Genomic DNA, 20354 nt, shown 5'->3' with positions numbered 1-20354 from the left:
GTTACCCCCCCCGCCTCTATCCAAAAGCAAAACCTACCCTCACCGGGCGGGGCGGGGCCCCAAACCCCCCCAAACCGACCGGGGCCCCCCGATCACAAGGATCCGCGCCCCACTGTCGTAGGAAGCTACTTACTGATCGCGGTACATCTCGGCCACGAGGAACGCCAGGTCCAGCGACTGGCTGCGGTTGAGCCGCGGGTCGCAGGCCGTCTCGTAGCGCTGGTGCAGGTCGTCGACGAAGATCTCGTCGCCGCCGCCCACGCACTCCGTGACGTCGTCACCGGTGAGCTCGACATGGATGCCGCCCGGGTGGGTGCCCAGCTCCTTGTGGACCTCGAAGAAGCCCTTGACCTCGTCGAGCACGTCGTCGAAGCGGCGGGTCTTGTGGCCGGAGGCCGCCTCGAAGGTGTTGCCGTGCATCGGGTCGGTCACCCAGGCGACCGTCGCGCCCGAGGCGGTGACCTTCTCCACCAGCTCGGGGAGCTTGTCGCGGACCTTGTCGGCGCCCATGCGGACGATGAAGGTCAGCCGGCCCGGCTCGCGGTCCGGGTCGAGGCGGTCGATGTAGGTCAGCGCCTCTTCCGGAGTGGTCGTCGGGCCCAGCTTGATGCCGATCGGGTTCGCGATCTGCGAGGCGAACTCGATGTGGGCGTGGTCGAGCTGGCGGGTGCGCTCACCGATCCAGACCATGTGGCCGGAGGTGTCGTACAGCTTGCCGGTGCGCGAGTCGGTACGCGTCAGCGCGCCCTCGTAGTCGAGAAGCAGCGCCTCGTGCGAGGCGTAGAACTCCACCGCGCGGAACTCGGCCGGGTCGGTGCCACAGGCCTTCATGAAGTTCAGCGCGTTGTCGATCTCGCGCGCCAGCTGCTCGTAGCGCTGGCCCGACGGGGAGGACTTCACGAAGTCCTGGTTCCAGGCGTGCACCTGGCGCAGGTCGGCGTAGCCACCCGTGGTGAAGGCGCGCACCAGGTTGAGCGTGGAGGCGGAGGCGTTGTACATCCGCTTCAGGCGCTCGGGGTCCGGGACGCGAGCGGCCTCGGTGAAGTCGAAGCCGTTGACGGAGTCGCCCCGGTAGGTCGGGAGCGTCACGCCGTCGCGGGTCTCGGTGGGCTTCGAGCGCGGCTTGGAGTACTGCCCGGCGATGCGGCCGACCTTGACGACGGGCACGGAGGCCGCGTACGTGAGGACGGCGCTCATCTGGAGCAGGGTCTTGAGCTTGGCCCGGATGTGGTCGGCGGACACGGCGTCGAAGGCCTCGGCGCAGTCGCCGCCCTGAAGGAGGAACGCCTCGCCACGGGCGACGGCTCCCATCCGGGCGCGCAGCTGGTCGCACTCGCCGGCGAAGACGAGCGGAGGATACGACTCGAGGTCCGCGATCACATCGCGCAGAGCCTCGGCATCGGGGTACTCGGGCTGCTGCGCCGCGGGCAGGTCTCGCCAGGTCGCCTTGGCGACGGCGTGGGTATCAGCGTTCACGGTCACGCGACAACAGTACGGGGTCTTCGCCCCGTCTCGTCCCTCTGCCCAGCTGCTGAGACACGGACCCGCCATCCGGACACGCGCGCGACACCTTCCGTGAGTCCGCGCGTTGAACAGCGCTGTTAGTTTCCGGCCCTTCCCAACAACTGCACCGAGGGGTGGGTGTGATCCACAGACACCGCAAGAGACACCGCCAGGACCGCGGGAGGAAGCGACTGCTGTACGGCACGCTGGCGGGCGTCGTCGTCGGCGCCACGATCGGCACCCTCGCGGTCGCCTCCCCGGGCGCCCTCGGCGGCGACGACGGCAGGAACGCCGCCGAACCCTCGCTCCGCTCGGCCTTCGCCGACGCGGCCCGCGAGTTCGACGTGCCGCAGAGCGTGCTGATGGCGGTCTCGTACCGGCAGACCCGCTGGGAGTCGCACGACGGCGAGCCCAGCACGACCGGCGCGTACAACGTCATGGGGCTGACCGACGTCGACCCCGACGACATCGAGGCGGAGGACCACGAGGAGCGCCTCGCGCACCTCAACGAGAGCGGCCGCCCGGAGATCGAGAAGACCTTCGACCCGGCCAAGGTGCTGGCCGCCCTGCCGAAGCGGGCCGTCGACACCGGTGATCCGCGGCTGCACACCGCCGACGCGGCCGCCGCGCTCATCGACGGTTCGGCCGAGTCCGTGAAGGACGACCCGGCCCAGAGCATCCGGGCCGGCGCGGCGCTGCTCGCGGAGTACCAGCGCCAGGCCGGCGGCGGCGACGAGCTGCCGGACGCGCCCGGAGCCTGGTACCCGGCCATCGCGCGCTACAGCCAGTCGCCCGACCGCAAGGGCGCCGAGCTCTTCGCGCGGCGCGTCTTCGAGTCGATCAGGACCGGCGAGCGCGAGACGACCTCGGACGGCGAGCAGCTCGTCCTGCCCGCCGACCCCTCGGTGCAGCCCGTCAGGCCCTCCCGGATGCCGCTCGCCGTCACCTCCGCGAGCACCACGCAGGTCCCGACGCCCGAGTGCCCCTCCGGCCTGACCTGCAACTTCGTGCCCTCGCGCACGGCCTCCGACGGCACCACCCGCAACTACACGCTCGCCGACCGCCCGAACCAGGGCGTCGGCATCCGCCAGATCGTGATCCACGACACCGAGGGCGGCTACGACGGCTCGCTCGCCACGCTCACCAACCCGGACGTCAAGGCGAGCGCCCACTACCTGGTCCGCGCCTCCGACGGCCTGGTCACCCAGATGGTGGAGAACCGCAACCTGGCGTGGCACGCGGGCAACTGGACGCTCAACATGCACTCCATCGGCGTGGAGCACGAGGGCTACGCCATCAAGGCGGGCAGCTGGTACACCGAGTCGCAGTACGCGTCGACCGCCGCCCTGGTGAAGTTCCTGGCCGGGAAGTACGGCGTCCCGCTGGACCGCGAGCACGTCATCGGGCACGACGAGGTGCCGATGCAGCTCGACGGCTACAGCAGCAGGACCCACTGGGACGCGGGCCCGTACTGGGACTGGAACCACTTCATGGCTCTGATGGGCGCGCCCACGGGCGCGGGCGGCGCGGGCGGGCTGCTCGCGGCCGGCCAGGTGGTCCGGGTCGTCCCGCCGTTCACCACGGCCAACCAGCCGCCGCTGACGTACAACGGGAGCGCGGTCCCGGCCCGGCCGAGCAACTTCGGCTACCTGTACTCCGGCCCGTCGACCGGCTCGGCGCCGCTCACCGACCCGTACTTCTCCTCGCTCTGGACGGAGGGGTCGAACTGGGGGAACAAGGTCCGCGCGGGCGCCACCTACGTGGTCGCCGACCGGACCACCGACTGGACGGCCGTCTGGTACGCCGGGAAGAAGGCCTGGTTCCACAACCCGGGCGGGCAGTACACCGTGCCGGTGACGTCCGCGCCGACCCGGGTGAGGGCCAGGGCCGGGGTGACGGTCCGGGTCTACGGCCGCTCCTATCCCGAGACCGCCGCCTACACGGCCGCGGGCCTGCAGGCGCCGACGGACGACCCGGACCACCTGTCCAAGTACACCCTCACGGGTGAGTACGCGAAGGCCGGCGCCGAGGTGAAGGGCGACGACTGGTTCGGCTCCGCCCAGAAGAACGTCGTCGGCACCGTCACGTACGTCCCGATCCACTACAACCACCGTCTCGCGTGGGTGCGGGCCGACCAGGTGGAGCAGGTGCCGGGCGTCGCGCCGGACCCCGGCACCACCCGGCACGACGTGCTCGCCCGTGACGCCTCCGGCGTGCTCTGGCAGTACCAGGGCAGCGGCGACCCGGCGAACCCGTTCCTCACCCGCTACCGGATCGGCCCGGGCTGGAACGCGTACGACCTGATCAGCGCGACGACCGCGTTGCGGGCCGACGGCACCGGGGACCTGGTCGCCCGCGACGGCTCCGGCTACCTCTGGTACTACCGGGGCACGGGCAACCCGTCGGCGCCGTTCGCGGCCCGGCTCAAGGTGGGCACCGGGTGGGGCATCTACAACCGGATCTCCGGCGCGCGGGACGTCACCGGCGACGGCAAGGCCGACCTGATCGCCCGCGACGGTTCCGGCTACCTGTGGCTGTACAAGGGCACCGGCACCCCGTCGGCGCCGTTCGCCACCCGGGTGAGGATCGGCGGCGGCTGGAACCTGTACGACCGGCTGGTCCCGACCGGCGACATCACCGCCGACGGCAGGGCCGACCTGGTCGCCCGCGACGGCTCCGGCTACCTGTGGCTGTACAAGGGCACCGGCAGCCTCACCGCCCCGTACGCCACCCGCGTGAAGATCGGGGGCGGCTGGAACGCCTACGACCGGCTGCTCGCCGTCGGCGACGTCACCGGTGACGGCAGGGCCGACCTCGTCGCCCGCGACACCTCCGGCTACCTGTGGCTGTACCGGGCCACCGGCAGCCTCACCGCCCCGTACGCCACCCGCGTGAAGATCGGCGGCGGCTGGAACGTCTACAACCTCCTGATCTGACCCGACCGTGGGTTAGAGTGCGGGCATGTTCGCGCAGACGACCCAGAACTGGTGGTGGACCGCTCATCCGGCGGCCCACTGACTGCGCGTACACCGAACTCACGCGAAGGCCGCCCGAGGGGCGGCCTTCGTCGTATCCACAGGCCGTTCCTCCCCGAATCCCGCCCCAGGCTCCGGAAGCCCGGAAGGAACACGCTCATGGACCTCTCCCGTCTCCTCGACGACTCCGCCCCTCCCTTCGCCCTGCTGCGCCGCCGCACCCCCGGCCGCGACCACGACACCGTCGAGGTGCTGACCGGCCCGGTGCACCAGGCCGGGCGGCTGGCCGAGCTGCCCGTGCGCGACCTGCCCACGCTGGCCCTGGTGCCGTTCCGGCAGATCCGCGAGCGCGGCTTCGACGTCCGCGACGACGGCACCCCGCTCTCGGTCCTGGTCGCCGAGGAGGCGTACGAGCTGCCGCTCGCCGACGCCCTCGCACAGCTCCCCGCCCACGACGTCCGGGTGGAGGGCGGCGGCTTCGACGTCTCCGACGAGGAGTACGGGCGGATCGTGCGGCGCGTGATCGACGAGGAGATCGGGCGCGGCGAGGGCGCCAACTTCGTCATCCGGCGCACCTTCACCGGCGAGGTCCCCGGCTTCGGGCGGGCCGACGCGCTCGCCCTGTTCCGGCGGCTGCTCACCGGCGAGCGGGGCGCGTACTGGACCTTCGTCGTCCACACGGGCGACCGCACGCTGGTCGGCGCGAGCCCGGAGGTGCACGTGCGGATGTCGGGCGGCACGGTCGTGATGAACCCGATCAGCGGCACCTACCGCTACCCGGCCGGCGCCGCGCCGACCCCCGACGACCTGCTCGCGTTCCTGGCCGACCGCAAGGAGACCGAGGAGCTGTCGATGGTCGTCGACGAGGAGCTCAAGATGATGTGCACGGTCGGCGACCGGGGCGGGGTGGTGATCGGGCCGCGGCTGAAGGAGATGGCGCATCTCGCGCACACGGAGTACGAGCTGCGGGGCCGCTCCTCGCTCGACGTGCGCGAGGTGCTGCGCGAGACGATGTTCGCCGCGACCGTGACCGGCTCGCCGCTGCAGAACGCCTGCCGGGTCATCGAGCGCCACGAGGTCGGAGGCCGCGGTTACTACGCGGGCGCGCTGGCACTGCTCGGCACCGACGAGAACGGGGCGCAGACCCTGGACTCGCCCATCCTCATCAGGACCGCCGACATCGCGGCGGACGGGACGCTGCGGGTGCCCGTCGGCGCGACGCTGGTGCGGCACTCCGACCCGGCGGGCGAGGTGGCCGAGACCCACGCCAAGGCCGCGGGCGTGCTGGCGGCCCTGGGGGTACGGGAGGGCCGGCCGCGTGACGAGGGCGCGGTGCCGCCGCGGCTCGCCGACGACCCGCGGGTGCGGGCGGCGCTCGACGCGCGGCGGGCGGACCTGGCGCCGTTCTGGCTTCGGATGCAGGTGCGTTCGGCGGAGCTGTCCGGGCACGCCCTGGTGATCGACGCGGAGGACACCTTCACCGCGATGCTGGCGCACCTGCTGCGCTCCTCGGGCCTGGAGGTGTCGGTGCTGCGCTACGACGAGCCAGGCCTTCGCGAGCTGGCGCTCGGGCACGAGGGCCCGGTGGTCCTCGGTCCCGGCCCCGGCGACCCGCAGGACGCGGCCGATCCGAAGATGCGTTTCCTGCGCGGGCTGACGGCGGAACTGCTGCGCGGCCACCGGCACGGGGTGCTCGGCGTGTGCCTGGGTCACGAGCTGATCGCGGCCGAGCTGGGCCTGGAGATCGTCCGCAAGCGGACCCCGTTCCAGGGCGCGCAGGTGCGGATCGACCTGTTCGGGCAGGAGCGGACGGTCGGCTTCTACAACAGCTTCACGGCGCGCTGCGACGAGCGGACGGCGACCGAACTGGCCCTGCACCGCATCGAGGTGAGCCGGGATGCGGCGACGGACGAGGTGCACGCGCTGCGCGCCCCCTCGTTCGCCGGCGTGCAGTTCCACCCGGAGTCGGTCCTGACGACGGAGGGGGCGGCGGTGACCGCCTCGCTGCTCGCGGGCGTTCTGGTCTGAACGGCGCGGACCCGGCCCTGATCCGAAAGAAACGGCCTAGGCCCTCGGTACCAGGACGTTCGCGTCGCGCCTGTCCGCGAGGTGGTTGCGGACGTTCTGGACCGTGGTGTCGATGATCTGGCCGACCGCGTCGGCCGTGTAGTACGCCTGGTGGGAGGTGACCACGACGTTCGGGAAGGTCACCAGGCGGGCGAGGGTGTCGTCCTCGATGCCGGCCAGGGACTTGTCGAGGAAGAAGAGACCGGCCTCGGCCTCGTACACGTCGAGGCCGACGCCGGTGAAGCGGCCGGCGCGCAGTTCGCGCACCAGGGCGTCGGTGTCGACGAGGCCGCCGCGGCTGGAGTTGACCAGGATCGCGTCGTCCTTCATGGCGGCCAGGGCGGCCGCGTCGATGAGGTGGTGGGTGGCCGGGAGCAGCGGCACGTGGAGGCTGATCAGGTCGGCCTCGGCGAGGAGCGTCTCCTTGTCGACGTACTTCATGCCGAGTTCGAGGCAGGCGGGGTTCTGGGCGACGTCCCAGCCGAGCAGGTTCATGCCGAAGCCGTGGGCGATCCGGGTGAAGGCCTCGCCGATCCTGCCGGTGCCGAGGACGCCGACGGTACGGCCGCGCAGGTCGCGGCCCATGAGCCCGTCGAGCCGGAAGTCGAAGTCGCGGGTCCGGTTGGAGGCACGGACGATCCGCCGGTTGACGGCCATGGCGAGGGTCCACGCGAACTCGGCGACGGAGTACGGCGAGTAGGACGAGACGCGGGCGACAGTGAGGCCGAGCCGCTCGGCCACGTCGAGGTCGATGTTGTTGAAGCCGGTGGAGCGCTGGGCGATCATCCGGGTCCCGCCGGCCGCCAGGCTCTGCAGCACCCGGTGGTCGAGGCTGCAGTTGACGCTCGTGGAGACGACCTCGTGGCCGGCGGCGATGGGCGCCGTGTCCTCGGTGAGGAAGACGTCCAGGCACCGGACGTCGTGGTGTTCCTCGAAGGCCTTCTCGATCAGCGGCTTCTCGTCCCTCTGTACGCCGAACGCCAGGATCTCCACGGGCCCCTCCGAAGACGTGCCGGAATTTTGCGGGTACGGGGCGAATATACGGTCTCGGGCCGGGCCCGGCCCGGGCAGGGCGGCTCAGCCGAAGAAGACGCCCGCCTCCGCGTACAGCGCCGGGTCGACCGTCTTCAGCCGGGCCATGGCGGCGGACAGCGGGACGCGGACCACCTCGGTGCCGCGCAGCGCGACCATCGTGCCGTGCTCTCCGTCCCGTACGGCGTCCACGGCGTGCAGTCCGAAGCGGGTGGCGAGCCAGCGGTCGAAGGCGCTGGGGCTGCCGCCGCGCTGGACGTGGCCGAGGACGGTGGTGCGGGCCTCCTTGCCGGTGCGCCGCTCGATCTCGGCGGCCAGCCACTCCCCCACCGGTCCGGTGACGGGTCCGCCCGCGCGGGGCCTGGCGCCCTCGGCGACGACGAGGATCGGGGCGTAGGTGGCCTGGAAGCGGGAGGCGACCCAGGCGAGGACCTGGTCGAGGTCGAAGCGCTGCTCGGGCACGAGGATGACGTTGGCGCCGCCCGCGAGTCCGGCGTGCAGGGCGATCCAGCCGGTGTGCCGGCCCATGACCTCGACGACGAGGACCCGGCGGTGCGAGTCGGCGGTGGTGTGCAGCCGGTCGATGGCCTCGGTGGCGATGCCGACGGCGGTGTCGAAGCCGAAGGTCCAGTCGGTGGCCGAGAGGTCGTTGTCGATGGTCTTGGGGACGCCCACGACGGGCAGCCCGTGCTCGGCGTGCAGCCGGGCGGCGATGCCGAGGGTGCCGCGGCCGCCGATGGCGACCAGCGCGTCGGTGCGGTGCTTGGCCAGGTTCTCCCGGACCCGCCGGACGCCGTCGGGGACGGCGAACGGGTCGGTGCGGGAGGAGCCGAGCACGGTGCCGCCGCGCGGCAGGATGCCGCGGACGGCCCGTACGTCGAGGGTCTCGGTGTCACCCTCGACGACCCCGCGCCAGCCGTCGCGGAAACCGGTGAAGCTCCAGTCGTACTCCTGGACGCCCTTGCGGACCACCGCGCGGATCACCGCGTTGAGTCCGGGACAGTCGCCTCCGCCGGTCAGCACACCGACGCGCATGGGCCGCACTCCTTCGCCGTACGTGGGGGATGCGGCCCACGCTAGTGGTGACGCGGGTCACACCGACACGGCGAAGAGGGTGAACCTTGCGGGCGGACCGGTCGCCCCGGATCAGGCGTCGTCGAGGCCGCGCTCGATGGCGTAGCGGACGAGCTCGACCCGGTTGTGCAGCTGGAGCTTGCCGAGGGTGTTCTGGACGTGGTTCTGCACCGTGCGGTGCGAGATGACCAGGCGTTCGGCGATCTGCTTGTAGCTCAGGCCCTTGGCGACCAGGCGCAGCACCTCGGTCTCGCGGTCGGTGAGCTGCGGGGCCTTCGGTTCGTCGGCGCCGGGCGCCGGGCCGGGCTCGGAGGCGAGCCGCCGGTACTCGCCGAGGACCAGGCCGGCCAGGCCTGGGGTGAAGACGGGGTCGCCGACGGCGGTGCGGCGCACCGCGTCGATGAGCTCCTCGGTGCTGGCCGACTTCAGCAGATAGCCGGTGGCGCCGGACTTGACGGCCTCCAGGACGTCGGCGTGCTCGCCGCTCGCGGAGAGCACCAGGACCCGCAGCCGCGGGTTGGCGCCGACCAGCTCCTTGCAGACCTGGACGCCGGGCTTGAGCGGCAGGTTCAGGTCGAGGACCAGGACGTCCGGGTCCGCCGCGGCGGCGCGGCGCACCGCCTGCTCGCCGTCGCCGGCGGTGGCGACGACGTCGAGGCCCGCCTCGCCGAGGTCGCGGGCGACCGCGTCCCGCCACATGGGGTGGTCGTCGACCACCATGACCCTGATCGGCCGCTGCGGCTGCTCGTTCTGCTCGCTCACTTCGCTCCTGCCTTCCCCCGCCGTTCCCGCGGCGCGCGCGGGACCTTCAGTTCCACTTCGGTGCCCTGTCCGGGGACCGAGATCAGCTCGGCGGTGCCGCCGAGGTCACGCAGTCTGCCCCGGATGGACAGGGCGACGCCCATCCGGCCCTCCCCCTCGGCCTGCGCGAGCCGGCCGTCGGGGATGCCGGGCCCGTCGTCCCGGACGGTCACTATCACCTCGTCGCCCCAGTCCTCGACGAGGATCCAGGCGCGCGCGCCGTCTCCCGCGTGCACCCGCACGTTGTCGAGGGCGGCGCCGACGGCGGCGGCCAGTTCGCGTGCGGCCGGGGCGGGCAGGACGACGGGCGCGCCCGGGTCGGCGAGGGTGACCCGGGCCCCGGCGCGCGGCGCGAGCAGGGTCCGCAGGTCGATCTCGGCGCCGGGTTCGTCCTCGGCGTCCGGGACCTCCACGATCCGGACGACGGCGCCCTCGGACTCGTCCTCGGAGACGTGCGAGGTACGGGTGAGACCGCCGGCGACCAGGGTGCGCAGGGCGACCTCCTGTTCGCCGGCCATCCTGCCGAGTTCGGCCGCCTCGCCGCCGAGGGCGGTGCCGCGCCGCTGCACCATGGCGAGGACCTGGAGCACGCTGTCGTGGATGTCGCGGGCGAGCCGCTCGCGTTCGCGGGTGGCGGCCTCGATCTCCAGGGCCCGGGCGAGGGTGCGTTCGGAGGCGCGGGCGACCTCGACGACGTAGCCGATGGCGATGGAGGCGACCCAGACGAGGAGCACGTTGTGGAAGGTGTCCCGGCCGGGGTGGCCGCGCTCGATGATGTTGGCCACGGCGATGAGGGTGGAGGCGAGGCCGGCCCAGCGCCAGCCACCCCTGAGGGCCCAGGTCAGGGCGGTGCCGGCGGTCCAGATCGTCGGCAGGGTGGGGTGGTCGGTCGACTGGGCGTGGGTGTCCGCGAGCGGGGTGAGGAGGATGCCGGTGAGCGCGACCGTCAGGTCGGCGACCAGGAAGCGCTTGGTGCAGCCGACGGCGTTCGCCACCTTGGGGAGGGTGGCGAGGGTCCACACGCACAGGACGGCGAGGAAGGCGACGGCGATCCAGGGCCGTTCGTACCGCTCGCGTCCGAAGACGAAGACCAGCACCGCGTAGACCATGGTGCCCACGCGGTAGCCGGTGACCGCACGCCACAGCGGCTGCTCGACCGACATGCGCACGACACGTTCACGTCTGGCCATGTTCCCCACCCCCACCGCGCCCCGCCCAGGGGTCAGGCGCCGGACTCTTCCCGTGCCGCGATCTCGGCCTTGACGGCCTCCTTGGCGGCCTTCTCGGCCTCCGCGATCTGCCGCTTGGCGGCCGTCGCGTAGATGTCCACGTACTCCTGACCGGACAGCTTCATGATCTCGTACATGACCTCGTCGGTCACCGAGCGCAGGATGAAGCGGTCGCCCTCCATGCCGCGGTAGCGGCTGAAGTCGAGCGGCTTGCCGATCCGGATGCCCGGGCGCATCAGCTTGGGCACGACCTTGCCGGGCGGCTGGATCTTCTCGGTGTCGATCATCGCGACGGGGATCACCGGCGCGCCGGTGGCGAGCGCCACGCGCGCCAGACCGCCGGGCTTGCCGCGGTAGAGCCGGCCGTCGGGCGAGCGGGTGCCCTCGGGGTAGATCCCGAACAGGCCGCCCTTCTCGATGACCTCGATGCCGGCCTTGATCGCCGCCTCGCCGGCGCCGCGCGCGCCGGAGCGGTCGACCGGGAGCTGGCCGACGCCCTTGAAGAAGGCGGCGGTCAGCCGGCCCTTCACGCCGGGCGTGGTGAAGTACTCGGCCTTGGCGATGAAGGTCACCTTGCGGTCGAGGACGGCCGGCAGGAAGAAGGAGTCCGAGAAGGAGAGGTGGTTGCTCGCGAGGATCGCCGGTCCCTCGGCGGGAACGTTCTCGAGGCCCTCCACCCAGGGCCTGAAGGCGAGCTTCAGGGACCCTCCGAGGGAGAACTTCATTGCGCCGTAGATCAACTCGCCATGCCTTCCGTGTGCCGTCACGACGACCTTATCCCGTACCGGCCCGGCCTGATCGCCGCAGGCACCGCGGCTCGGGCCGGTACGCCGCTTCCCGGGGTGCGAACGGCCCTGGTCGGTGTCGGTCCGGTCGCGTACGGTGAAAGCCTTCCCCTTACCGAAGCCGCTTCGGCCGCCCGCGAGAGCGGGGCCCGGAGTCGAACCCGACAGGAGACCCCGTGCCGGTCCTTCCTGGAGCCGAGCCGTACCGCCACGAGGGCGGAGAGGTCGGCGTCCTTCTCTGTCACGGATTCACCGGTTCCCCGCAGTCGATGCGCCCCTGGGCCGAGTACCTGGCCGGGCGCGGACTGACGGTGTCGCTGCCGCTGCTGCCCGGGCACGGCACCCGCTGGCAGGACATGCAGCTCACCACCTGGCACGACTGGTACGCGGAGGTGGACCGCGAGCTGCGGGAGCTGACCGCGCGCTGCGAGCGGGTCTTCGTCATGGGCCTGTCGATGGGCGGCGCCCTCACGCTGCGGCTCGCGGCGCGGCACGGCGACGCGATCAGCGGCATCGTGCTCGTCAACCCGGGCAACAAGGTGCACGGCCTGGCGGCGTACGCGCTGCCGGTCATCCGCCACTTCGTGCCGTCCACCAAGGGCATCGCCAGCGACATCGCGAAGGCCGGCGTGGACGAGGTCGGCTACGACCGGGTGCCGCTGCACGCGGCGCACTCGCTGCGGCGCTTCTTCCGGGTCGTGGACGGTGAGCTGCCGCAGGTCACGCAGCCGATGGTGCTGCTGCACAGCCCGCAGGACCACGTGGTGCCGCCGGCCGACTCGGCGCGGATCCTCGGCCGGGTCTCGTCGACGGACGTCAGGGAGGTCCTGCTGGAACAGAGCTACCACGTGGCGACGTTGGACCACGACATGGAGCGGATCTTCGAGGAGAGCTGGGCGTTCGTCACCCGGCTCGCCCCGGAGCTGGTCGGGGAGAACGCCGAGAAGGGAAGCGCGAGCGGTGGCTGAGCAGCAGGACGGGGAGCGCGAGCCGCAGCCCATCGACGAGGAGGCGGCCTGGGCCGCGATCGTCGCGGGGTACGGCGAGGAGCCCGCCGATCCTCCGGGCGCGCGCCCGTTCCGCCCGGTCGAGGACCTGGCGCTGCCGGAGCCTCCGGAGGAGGACGGCGGGGAGGGCGAGGAGACGGCTCCCGCGGCCGGCTCCGGACCTTCGGGCGCGGCCGGGACCCCCGGTGCGGCCGGGGCTTCCGGTGCCGACGGGACCCCCGGTGCGGCCGGGACCTCCGGTGCCGACAGGACCTCTGGTGCGGCCGGGGCTTCTGGTGCCGACGGGACCTCCGGTGCCACCGGCACGTCCGGCGGCTCCGCGGGCCTGGAGAAGCCGGACAAGTTCCGCAAGCCGGAGGCGCCCGGGGCGGCCGAGGGACACGACGGGGCCGCCGGGACTGACGGGGCCGGGAAGCCGGACGAGCCGGGGAAGCCCGCGCTGGGCTCTTCCGTGGTCTTCGCCCCGGGCGTGGGCCTGGGCGGCGGGCCGCGCGACTACTCGCTCGCCGAGCCGGACGATTCCGACGGGGCGGCCGGGGCCTCGGACGAGGGCCACTTCGTGCCGCCGGAGCCGCCACCGCTGCCGGAGGCAGACACCACGACCAAGTTCGCCTGGCTCGCGGTGGTCGGCGGCCCCGTCCTGATGCTCCTGGCCGTGCTGTTCCAGTGGGACATGACCTGGTGGCTCACCACCGTGTGCGTGGGCGGCTTCCTGGGCGGCTTCGTGACGCTGGTGGCCCGGATGAAGCACGACGACGAGGACGACGACGGCTTCGACGACCCGGGCCGCGGCGCCGTGGTGTAACCGCGGTACCCCCTAGGCAGCGGGGACGGCAGCAGGGACACGGACCACCGCCAGCACCGGCAGGTGGTCCGTCGCCGTTCGCAGGTCCCGGTGATCGAGGTCCGTCGGGACGCCGCAGGCCAGGAAGTCGATGCCCGGGGTGGCGAGGATCGCGTCGATGCGACGGTCGGGGGCCGTGACCGGCCAGGTGTGTTCCGCGCCCCAGGGAGCGATGTCCCAGCCGTCCTGGAGTTCCTTCGCCAGGCGGGTCCGGCTCCGGCCGCCGGGGCGCTCGTTGAGGTCGCCGGCGACGACGGTGTACGGCGTGCCGAGCCCGGCCACCCGGTCGAGGACCAGGCCCGCCTGCGCGTAGCGCTCGTCCTCGCGCAGGCTCAGGTGGCAGCTGATCAGGCCGAGCCGCGCACCGCCGACGCGGACCACGGCGGTGGCGAGACCACGCCGGTGCAGCCCGGGGGTGAGCGGCAGCAGGATGTCCTCGGTGCGTTCCACGGTGGCCCGCAGCGAGCACAGCAGCAGCGGTCCGGCGGCCGTGGCGCCGCCGCTCAGCATGACGAGTTCGCTCTTGGCGGCCAGCCGCGCCGCGTGCTTGCGCCAGCGGAAGAAGCGCGGGGCCTCCTGGACGAGGACGAGGTCGGGGGCGCAGGCCCGGATCACCCGGGCGAGCGCGTCCTCGTCGTCGCGCATCGAGCGCACGTTGTAGGAGAGGATCCGTACCACGGCGGAACCATCGGGCTCGGTACGGGAGTTGGGCAGCTCGCTCATCGCCATGGAGCCACCATAAGCACGGTGCCCGCCGCGCCCCAGAGGGCACGACGGGCACCGGAGGGTGAACGGCCCGAGGGACCGTTCTCAGCCCTGGCGGGCGAGGTCGGCCGCGCCGACCAGACCGGCCTTGTTGCCGAGCTGCGCGGCGAGCACCTGGGCGTGGGGACGCCACTGGCCGCCGATCAGCCAGCGCCGGAACGACTTCCGGATCGGGTCGAGGACCAGCTCGCCCTCGTCGGAGACGCCGCCGCCGACGATGAAGGCCGACGGGTCGAACAGCGACGCCAGGTCCGCGAGTCCGGCGCCCGCCCAGCGGGCGAGCTCGCGGAAGGAGTCGACGGCCACCTTGTCGCCCGCGCGGGCCGCCTGGCTGACGTGCTTGCCCTCGATGCCGGCGGGGGTGCCGTCGCCGAGGCCGAGGAGGATCTCCGCGTTCTCGGGCGTGGCGGCGGCGCGCTGCCTGGCGTACCGGACGAGGGCGCGCCCGGAGGCGTACTGCTCCCAGCAGCCCTGGCTGCCGCAGCCGCACAGCAGTCCGTCGGGGACGACGCGGATGTGGCCGAACTCCGCCGCCACGCCGAAGCGGCCGCGGCGCAGCTTGTTGCCGATGATGATGCCGCCGCCGAGACCGGTGCCCAGCGTGATGCAGATGACGTCCTCGTGGCCCTGGCCGGCGCCGAAGCGGTACTCGCCCCAGGCGGCGGCGTTGGCGTCGTTCTCCACGACGACGGGGAGGCCGACGCGCTGTTCGACCTTGTCCTTCAGCGGCTCGTGGCGCCAGTCGATGTTGGGTGCGAAGAGGACGGTGGCGCGCTTGTCGTCGACGTAGCCCGCGGCTCCGATGCCGACGGCCTCGATCTGGTACCCCTTGCCCGCCTCGGAGACCGCGGCGCAGATGGCGTCGACGATGCCCTCGGGGGTCGGCGGGGTGGGCACGGTGTGCGTGTCGAGGATGTTGCCGTCCTCGTCCACCACGCCGGCCGCGATCTTCGTGCCGCCGATGTCGACGCCGATGGTGAGTCCCATGTGTCCCTCAGTTTTCGGTCGAGCCCCGCTACGGCCCACCGTACCCGAGGAGGACGGTCCTCCTGATCAGTCCGGGATCAGTCGAGGTCGATGTGCTGCCCGGTGGCGGGCCCCTCGTCGGGACCGTCGGGGCCGTCGCCCCGACGCCCGTCCCCCGGTTCGTTCCGGGGTTCGTCCCGGCCGTCGTTCCGGCGTTCGTCCTGCTCGGCCGCGCCCGTGGCCTGGCGGGTGTCGCCGCGGGTCCAGCGGGCCTCCTGGCCCTGGACGGCGGAGCGGTAGGCGGCGAGGAGCTCGTTCCCGGCGGCGGCGAGATGGTCGAAGACCTGCGGGTTGCGCTCGATGACGGGCTCGACGAGGGCCTTCGCCTGGTTGACGACCTGCTGGACGGTGGCCGCGGCCTGGCCGCCGGCGAGGGAGCCGCCGAGCGGGCCGCCCAGGGTGCCGGAGAGCTTGTCGGCGACGGCCTCGAAGAGCTTGCGGAACTCCTCGGCCGGGGAGCCCGGCTGCTCACCGGCCCGCGCGCGGCGGCGGGCCTTCTCTGCCTCCAGGTCCTCGGCGCAGGCCTCGGCCCAGGCGTCCGAATCGCTCATGGCGTACTCCTCAGGTCTTCTACGGTCGACGGTACACGCCCCGCGCCGGGTCAGGGAGCGGTCCTCGGCCACAGGCCGGGGTCGGGCGTGAACCGGATCCGCAGGTCGCCCTCGACGAGCCCGGCGCCGGTGACGGTGCAGCGGCGCAGTACCGCGGGCAACGGGACGGCGCGGCGGAACGCCCCCGCGCCGAGCAGGAGTTCGTCACCGCGGCGGACGAGCGAGAGGCCGTCCTTGACGGCTCCGGGCAGCGGGATGTGCCAGACGAGGATGCCGTCCTCGTCGCGCCGGTCCTCGACGGTCCACGCGGGCGGGGCGGCGGGCACGGCCGGCCCGCTCACCGCGAGCAGGGCGAGGTCCTCGGGGCCGCGCACCGCGCGCCCGAGGTGCGGCAGCTCGTGCAGGCCGGGGTGGATCTCGCGGAGGGCGGCGAGGTGGCGGTGCTGTTCGGCGGCGAGGCCGGCGAACCAGGGGTCGGGCGAGTCGGCGGGCAGCACCCGGTTGGCGACGACGCCTTCCAGGGCCAGGCCCTGGAGGGCGAGGCCGAGCCGGGCGGTGGTCAGCGTGTCCTCGGCGCCGGGCCCCGGCTCGACGACGAGCCGTACGGCGGTGCCGGGCGCGTCGAGGACGTCCTGGACGGCCGCCAGCTCGGCCTCCCAGCGGGAGGTCGTCTCGTACAGCCACTGCGCGGGCAGCGGTACGCCGGCGAGCTGGGCGAGCATGGGGCGCAGCGCGCGGGCGGCCTGGCGCTCGGGCGGCAGGAGGCGGCGCAGGTAGCGCCGCAGCTGGGCGGGCAGGGCGAGCAGGGCGAGGGCCTCGGTCACCGGCGGCAGGTCGACGACGACCAGGTCCGAGTCCCCGGCGGCGGCGTCCCGCAGGGCCCTGAGCAGGGCGAAGTCGCGGCTTCCGGGAAGGGCGGTCAGCTCGGCGTCCTCGAAGGGCGCGGCGCCGAGCAGGTCGAGGGCGGCGCTCGAGCGGGCCTGGAAGGCCAGGAACTCGCGGCGGAAGTCCGCGGCCGGATCGGGCACGTGCAGGCGCAGGGCCTCGCCGGCCACGGCCGCGGGGTCGGCGTCGGCCGACACCAGCAGCACGCGGCGCCCGGCCCGGGCGTCGGCGAGCGCGGTACCGACGGCCACGGAGGTCCGCCCGGCGCCGCCGTTCCCGGTGACAAGAATGATCCGCATGCGCCGACCGTACCGGCGCCCGCGCCGGACGACGGCGGTGAGGGTCCGGGCCCGCCCGGGCCGTGGGTCCCGGACGGCCGCGCGTGGTGGTTACTTCGGGGACTCGACCCGGGCCTTCAGGCCCGCCAGGGCGCGGTCGATGATGACCTTCTCGGCCTTGCGCTTGATCATGCCGAGCATCGGGATCTTGACGTCGACGGTCAGCTGGTACGTCACCTCGGTGCGCTTGCCGTCCGCGGTCGGGGCGAGGCGGTAGGAGCCGTCGAGGGCGCGGAGCATCTGAGACCTGACCAGCGTCCAGCTGACCTCGTGGTCGCCGGTCCAGGTGTAGGCGAGGGTGTGGTCGTCCCGGATCGCGCCGGCGTCGAGGAGCAGCCGGACCTTCTCGGCGCGGCCGGCCGCGTCCGTCTCCAGGACCTCGGCCTCCTTCACCTCGCCCGTCCACTCGGGGTAGCGGGCGAAGTCGGCGATCACGTTCATGACCTCGGCCGGGGCCGCCTCGATGGTGATGCTCGAGCTGGTGTGTTCCGCCATCGCGGGGGCTCCTCGTATGGACGCGATTCGTCAGTCTGTGTGCAGGCTATCGCGGCCCCGTCACGCCTCCGTACGCGACCGTCACCACTCCAGGCTCCACGGCCGGCCGGTCGCCGCGAAGTGCCCGACGTTGACGCACTCGGTCGCACCGACCCGCATGCGGCGGGCCAGCGGCTGGTGGACGTGGCCGAAAAGGGCGTACCGCGGGCGGACCCGGTGGATGGCGTCGAGGAGGGCTCGGCTGCCGCGCTCGAAGCGGCGGGCGACGGTGTCGTAGGTGAGCTCGGGCACGTCCGGCGGGATGTGGGAGCAGAGCACGTCGACCTCGCCGAGCGCCTCGACCTTCGCCGCGTACTCCTCGTCGGAGATCTCGTACGGCGTGCGCATCGGGGTGCGCAGGCCGCCGCCGACGAAGCCGAAGACCAGGCCGTCGAGCTCGACGCGGTCGCCGTCGAGCACGGTGGTGCCGGGGCGCGCGTACTCGGGCCACAGGCCGGGGATGTCGACGTTGCCGTAGGTGGCGTACGTGGGTGTGGGGAAGGCGGCGAACATCTCGGCGTACTGGCGGCGGACGGCCGACTCGATGGCCGTCGCCCGGTCGATGCCGAGTTCGGCCCAGAGCCGGCGGCCGAGGTCGCGGGCCTCGTCGAAGCGGCGGGCGGTGCGCAGCTCGACGATGAGGTCGGCGTTCTCGGCGCCGAACAGATCGGGGAAGATGCCGCGGCTGTGGTCGGCGTAGTCGAGGAAGAGCACCAGGTCGCCGAGGCATATCAGGGCGTCGGCCCCCTCTCCCGCCTTGGCGAGGGCTCCGGTGTTGCCGTGCACGTCGCTCACCACGTTGATCCTCATGACGTCAGCCTAGGGGGTGCGACCTGCGGTTACTTGGGAGTCGGGAAAGCGGTGGACTACTGTGCGGCGAGGAACGCCATTCATGTGTGACGCACGGAACATCTGGCCTGAACCCTCTATCCGGAACCGTGTACTGATGGGTAACGTCCGGGCAGTCCACAGTCGTGCTCACCCCCACGAAGAGCACCTGCCCGATCATGGACCGCACCGGTGCATCACACAGAGCCGTGGCGCCGGCGCCCGATGAGGAGCAGCAGTCTTGCGCGAGTTCAGCCTTCCGGCCCTGTACGAGGTCCCCACGGACGGCAACCTGACGGATCTCATCCGCCGCAACGCCTCCCAGCACCCAGATGTCGCCGTGATGGGCCGCAAGGTCGCGGGGGTCTGGACCGACGTCACCGCGAAGCAGTTCCTCGCCGAGGTCAGGGGTGCGGCGAAGGGCCTGGTCGCGGCGGGTGTCGAGCCCGGCGACCGGGTGGCGCTGCTGTCCCGCACCCGTTACGAGTGGGTGCTCCTGGACTTCGCGATCTGGAGCGCGGGCGCGGTGACCGTCCCGGTGTACGAGACCAGCTCGCCGGAGCAGATCCAGTGGATCCTCGGCGACTCGGGCGCGTCCCTCGCGCTCGTCGAGACCGCGGCGCACGAGGCCTCGGTGGAGTCGGTGCGGGCGAACCTGCCGGCCCTGAAGAGCGTGCGGCAGATCGAGGCGGACGCGATCGCCCGTCTGACCGCCGAGGGCGCGGACGTCTCCGACGAGGAGCTCGACCGCCGGATGTCGACCGCGCACGCGGACGACCCGGCGACGATCGTCTACACCTCGGGCACCACCGGCCGCCCCAAGGGCTGCGTGCTGACCCACCGCGCCTTCTTCGCCGAGTGCGGCAACGTGGTCGAGCGGCTGAAGCCGCTGTTCCGTACGGGCGAGTGCTCGGTCCTGCTGTTCCTGCCGGCGGCGCACGTCTTCGGGCGCCTGGTCGAGGTCGCCTCCGTGATGGCGCCGATCAAGCTCGGCTGCGTGCCCGACATCAAGAACCTCACCGACGAGCTCGCGGCCTTCCGGCCGACGCTGATCCTCGGTGTGCCGCGGGTCTTCGAGAAGGTCTACAACTCGGCCCGGGCGAAGGCGCAGGCCGACGGCAAGGGCAGGATCTTCGACAAGGCCGCGCACACGGCGATCGCCTACAGCCGCGCGCTGAGCACCCCGCAGGGCCCGTCGTTCGGTCTGCGGCTGAAGCACAAGATCTTCGACAAGCTGGTGTTCAGCAAGCTGCGGGCGGTGCTCGGCGGGCGCGGCGAGTACGCGATCTCGGGCGGCGCGCCGCTGGGCGAGCGGCTCGGCCACTTCTTCCGCGGCATCGGCTTCACGGTCCTGGAGGGCTACGGCCTGACGGAGTCGTGCGCGGCGACCGCGTTCAACCCGTGGGACCGGCAGAAGATCGGCACGGTCGGCCAGCCGCTGCCCGGCTCGGTGGTGCGGATCGCCGACGACGGCGAGGTGCTGCTGCACGGCGAGCACGTCTTCTCCGGCTACTGGAACAACGAGGCCGCGACGGCGGAGGCGCTGGCGGACGGCTGGTTCCACACCGGGGACATCGGCACGCTCGACGAGGACGGCTATCTCGCGATCACCGGCCGCAAGAAGGAGATCCTGGTGACGGCGGGCGGCAAGAACGTCGCCCCGGCGGTCATCGAGGACCGGATCAGGGCGCACGCCCTGGTCGCCGAGTGCATGGTCGTGGGCGACGGGCGGCCGTTCGTGGGCGCGCTGGTGACCATCGACGAGGAGTTCCTCGGCCGTTGGGCGGCCGAGCACGGCAAGCCGGCCGGCGCGACGGCGGCCTCGCTGCGCGAGGACGCGGACCTGCTCGCGGAGGTCCAGCGCGCGGTGGACGACGGCAACGCGGCGGTCTCGAAGGCGGAGTCGGTACGGAAGTTCCGTATCCTGTCGACGCAGTTCACGGAGGAGGCGGGGCACATCACCCCGTCGCTGAAGCTGAAGCGCAACGTGGTGGCGAAGGACTTCGCCGACGAGATCGAGGCGATCTACCGAGCCTGACGGTTCCTCGGAACGCCCTCGGCGGGCCCGTGTCACGGGCCGGCCGGGGGCGTTCGCGCGCGTCAGGACCGG

18 protein-coding genes are annotated in these 20354 nt (G+C 72.7%); 6 read left to right on the top strand and 12 right to left on the bottom strand.

What is annotated here, in order from left to right; translation table 11 throughout:
* Positions 1–129: 129 nt before the first annotated feature.
* Complete coding sequence (locus ACFVGS_RS26975; protein WP_384420777.1) at positions 130–1482, bottom strand: class II 3-deoxy-7-phosphoheptulonate synthase; 1353 nt, start codon at positions 1480–1482, stop codon at positions 130–132.
* 161 nt (positions 1483–1643) lie between these two features.
* Here ACFVGS_RS26975 and ACFVGS_RS26970 point away from each other — a divergent pair, with 161 nt between their 5' ends.
* From ACFVGS_RS26970 to ACFVGS_RS26960, 3 genes are all read left to right on the top strand, one after another.
* On the top strand, positions 1644–4439 hold the full coding sequence (locus tag ACFVGS_RS26970) for an N-acetylmuramoyl-L-alanine amidase (protein WP_385694056.1): 2796 nt from the start codon (positions 1644–1646) through the stop codon (positions 4437–4439).
* A 25-nt stretch (positions 4440–4464) separates the two neighbouring features.
* Positions 4465–4521: a trp operon leader peptide gene (locus ACFVGS_RS26965; protein ID WP_078513512.1), complete on the top strand. Its 57-nt coding sequence runs from the start codon at positions 4465–4467 to the stop codon at positions 4519–4521.
* 116 nt (positions 4522–4637) lie between these two features.
* Positions 4638–6506, top strand: coding sequence for an anthranilate synthase family protein (locus tag ACFVGS_RS26960; protein WP_384420780.1), 1869 nt, complete (start codon positions 4638–4640; stop codon positions 6504–6506).
* A gap of 36 nt (positions 6507–6542) precedes the next feature.
* Here ACFVGS_RS26960 and ACFVGS_RS26955 read toward each other — a convergent pair whose 3' ends face one another.
* From ACFVGS_RS26955 to ACFVGS_RS26935, 5 genes are all read right to left on the bottom strand, one after another.
* On the bottom strand, positions 6543–7538 hold the full coding sequence (locus ACFVGS_RS26955) for a 2-hydroxyacid dehydrogenase (protein ID WP_385694053.1): 996 nt from the start codon (positions 7536–7538) through the stop codon (positions 6543–6545).
* A gap of 84 nt (positions 7539–7622) precedes the next feature.
* Entirely contained in the window at positions 7623–8612 is a 990-nt protein-coding gene (locus ACFVGS_RS26950) for an ATP-dependent 6-phosphofructokinase (RefSeq protein ID WP_384420784.1), read from the bottom strand.
* A 111-nt stretch (positions 8613–8723) separates the two neighbouring features.
* Positions 8724–9371 carry a response regulator gene (locus ACFVGS_RS26945; protein WP_384420837.1) on the bottom strand — a complete coding sequence of 216 codons (648 nt, stop codon included), beginning with the start codon at positions 9369–9371 and terminating at the stop codon, positions 8724–8726.
* Between the two features lie 38 nt (positions 9372–9409).
* Positions 9410–10642, bottom strand: coding sequence for a MacS family sensor histidine kinase (macS, locus tag ACFVGS_RS26940; protein WP_384420786.1), 1233 nt, complete (start codon positions 10640–10642; stop codon positions 9410–9412).
* A 32-nt stretch (positions 10643–10674) separates the two neighbouring features.
* Positions 10675–11406, bottom strand: a complete 732-nt coding sequence (locus ACFVGS_RS26935; RefSeq protein ID WP_384420839.1) for a lysophospholipid acyltransferase family protein — start codon at positions 11404–11406, stop codon at positions 10675–10677.
* A gap of 236 nt (positions 11407–11642) precedes the next feature.
* Here ACFVGS_RS26935 and ACFVGS_RS26930 point away from each other — a divergent pair, with 236 nt between their 5' ends.
* The gene (locus tag ACFVGS_RS26930; RefSeq protein ID WP_384420787.1) at positions 11643–12434 is read left to right on the top strand and encodes an alpha/beta hydrolase; all 792 of its coding nucleotides are present in this window, start codon (positions 11643–11645) and stop codon (positions 12432–12434) included.
* Complete coding sequence (locus ACFVGS_RS26925) at positions 12427–13278, top strand: hypothetical protein (RefSeq protein ID WP_384420789.1); 852 nt, start codon at positions 12427–12429, stop codon at positions 13276–13278. Before ACFVGS_RS26930 ends, ACFVGS_RS26925 begins: the two co-directional genes overlap by 8 nt.
* A gap of 12 nt (positions 13279–13290) precedes the next feature.
* Here ACFVGS_RS26925 and ACFVGS_RS26920 read toward each other — a convergent pair whose 3' ends face one another.
* From ACFVGS_RS26920 to ACFVGS_RS26895, 6 genes are all read right to left on the bottom strand, one after another.
* On the bottom strand, positions 13291–14046 hold the full coding sequence (locus tag ACFVGS_RS26920) for an endonuclease/exonuclease/phosphatase family protein (protein WP_384420790.1): 756 nt from the start codon (positions 14044–14046) through the stop codon (positions 13291–13293).
* 81 nt (positions 14047–14127) lie between these two features.
* A complete protein-coding gene (locus tag ACFVGS_RS26915; RefSeq protein ID WP_384420792.1) occupies positions 14128–15069 on the bottom strand; it encodes an ROK family glucokinase in 942 nt (313 codons plus the stop codon).
* Between the two features lie 77 nt (positions 15070–15146).
* On the bottom strand, positions 15147–15659 hold the full coding sequence (locus ACFVGS_RS26910) for a DUF5304 domain-containing protein (protein ID WP_385694047.1): 513 nt from the start codon (positions 15657–15659) through the stop codon (positions 15147–15149).
* Positions 15660–15709: 50 nt separating this feature from the next.
* Positions 15710–16843: an ArsA family ATPase gene (locus tag ACFVGS_RS26905; protein WP_384420797.1), complete on the bottom strand. Its 1134-nt coding sequence runs from the start codon at positions 16841–16843 to the stop codon at positions 15710–15712.
* A gap of 90 nt (positions 16844–16933) precedes the next feature.
* The gene (locus ACFVGS_RS26900) at positions 16934–17377 is read right to left on the bottom strand and encodes an SRPBCC family protein (RefSeq protein ID WP_385694044.1); all 444 of its coding nucleotides are present in this window, start codon (positions 17375–17377) and stop codon (positions 16934–16936) included.
* Positions 17378–17458: 81 nt separating this feature from the next.
* Positions 17459–18214: a metallophosphoesterase gene (locus tag ACFVGS_RS26895; RefSeq protein WP_385694073.1), complete on the bottom strand. Its 756-nt coding sequence runs from the start codon at positions 18212–18214 to the stop codon at positions 17459–17461.
* A gap of 271 nt (positions 18215–18485) precedes the next feature.
* Between ACFVGS_RS26895 and ACFVGS_RS26890 the strand changes: the two genes are divergently transcribed.
* Positions 18486–20282, top strand: coding sequence for an AMP-dependent synthetase/ligase (locus ACFVGS_RS26890; RefSeq protein ID WP_384420801.1), 1797 nt, complete (start codon positions 18486–18488; stop codon positions 20280–20282).
* Positions 20283–20354 lie beyond the last annotated feature (72 nt).

The sequence above is a fragment of the Streptomyces sp. NPDC127114 genome (genome assembly GCF_042677525.1).
GTDB lineage: Bacteria > Actinomycetota > Actinomycetes > Streptomycetales > Streptomycetaceae > Streptomyces.
The sequence above is the reverse complement of the archived record's forward strand: the minus strand, read 5'-3'. Positions and strand labels throughout refer to the sequence as shown.

Excerpts from the sequence above, each read along its gene's own strand:
- ACFVGS_RS26920 (WP_384420790.1), bottom strand. The coding sequence starts at position 14,046 with ATGGCGATGAGCGAGCTGCCCAACTCCCGTACCGAGCCCGATGGTTCC.
- ACFVGS_RS26960 (WP_384420780.1), top strand. The coding sequence starts at position 4,638 with ATGGACCTCTCCCGTCTCCTCGACGACTCCGCCCCTCCCTTCGCCCTG.
- ACFVGS_RS26945 (WP_384420837.1), bottom strand. The coding sequence starts at position 9,371 with ATGGTGGTCGACGACCACCCCATGTGGCGGGACGCGGTCGCCCGCGAC.
- macS (WP_384420786.1), bottom strand. The coding sequence starts at position 10,642 with ATGGCCAGACGTGAACGTGTCGTGCGCATGTCGGTCGAGCAGCCGCTG.
- ACFVGS_RS26905 (WP_384420797.1), bottom strand. The coding sequence starts at position 16,843 with ATGCGGATCATTCTTGTCACCGGGAACGGCGGCGCCGGGCGGACCTCC.
- ACFVGS_RS26900 (WP_385694044.1), bottom strand. The coding sequence starts at position 17,377 with ATGGCGGAACACACCAGCTCGAGCATCACCATCGAGGCGGCCCCGGCC.
- ACFVGS_RS26935 (WP_384420839.1), bottom strand. The coding sequence starts at position 11,406 with ATGAAGTTCTCCCTCGGAGGGTCCCTGAAGCTCGCCTTCAGGCCCTGG.
- ACFVGS_RS26915 (WP_384420792.1), bottom strand. The coding sequence starts at position 15,069 with ATGGGACTCACCATCGGCGTCGACATCGGCGGCACGAAGATCGCGGCC.
- ACFVGS_RS26950 (WP_384420784.1), bottom strand. The coding sequence starts at position 8,612 with ATGCGCGTCGGTGTGCTGACCGGCGGAGGCGACTGTCCCGGACTCAAC.
- ACFVGS_RS26910 (WP_385694047.1), bottom strand. The coding sequence starts at position 15,659 with ATGAGCGATTCGGACGCCTGGGCCGAGGCCTGCGCCGAGGACCTGGAG.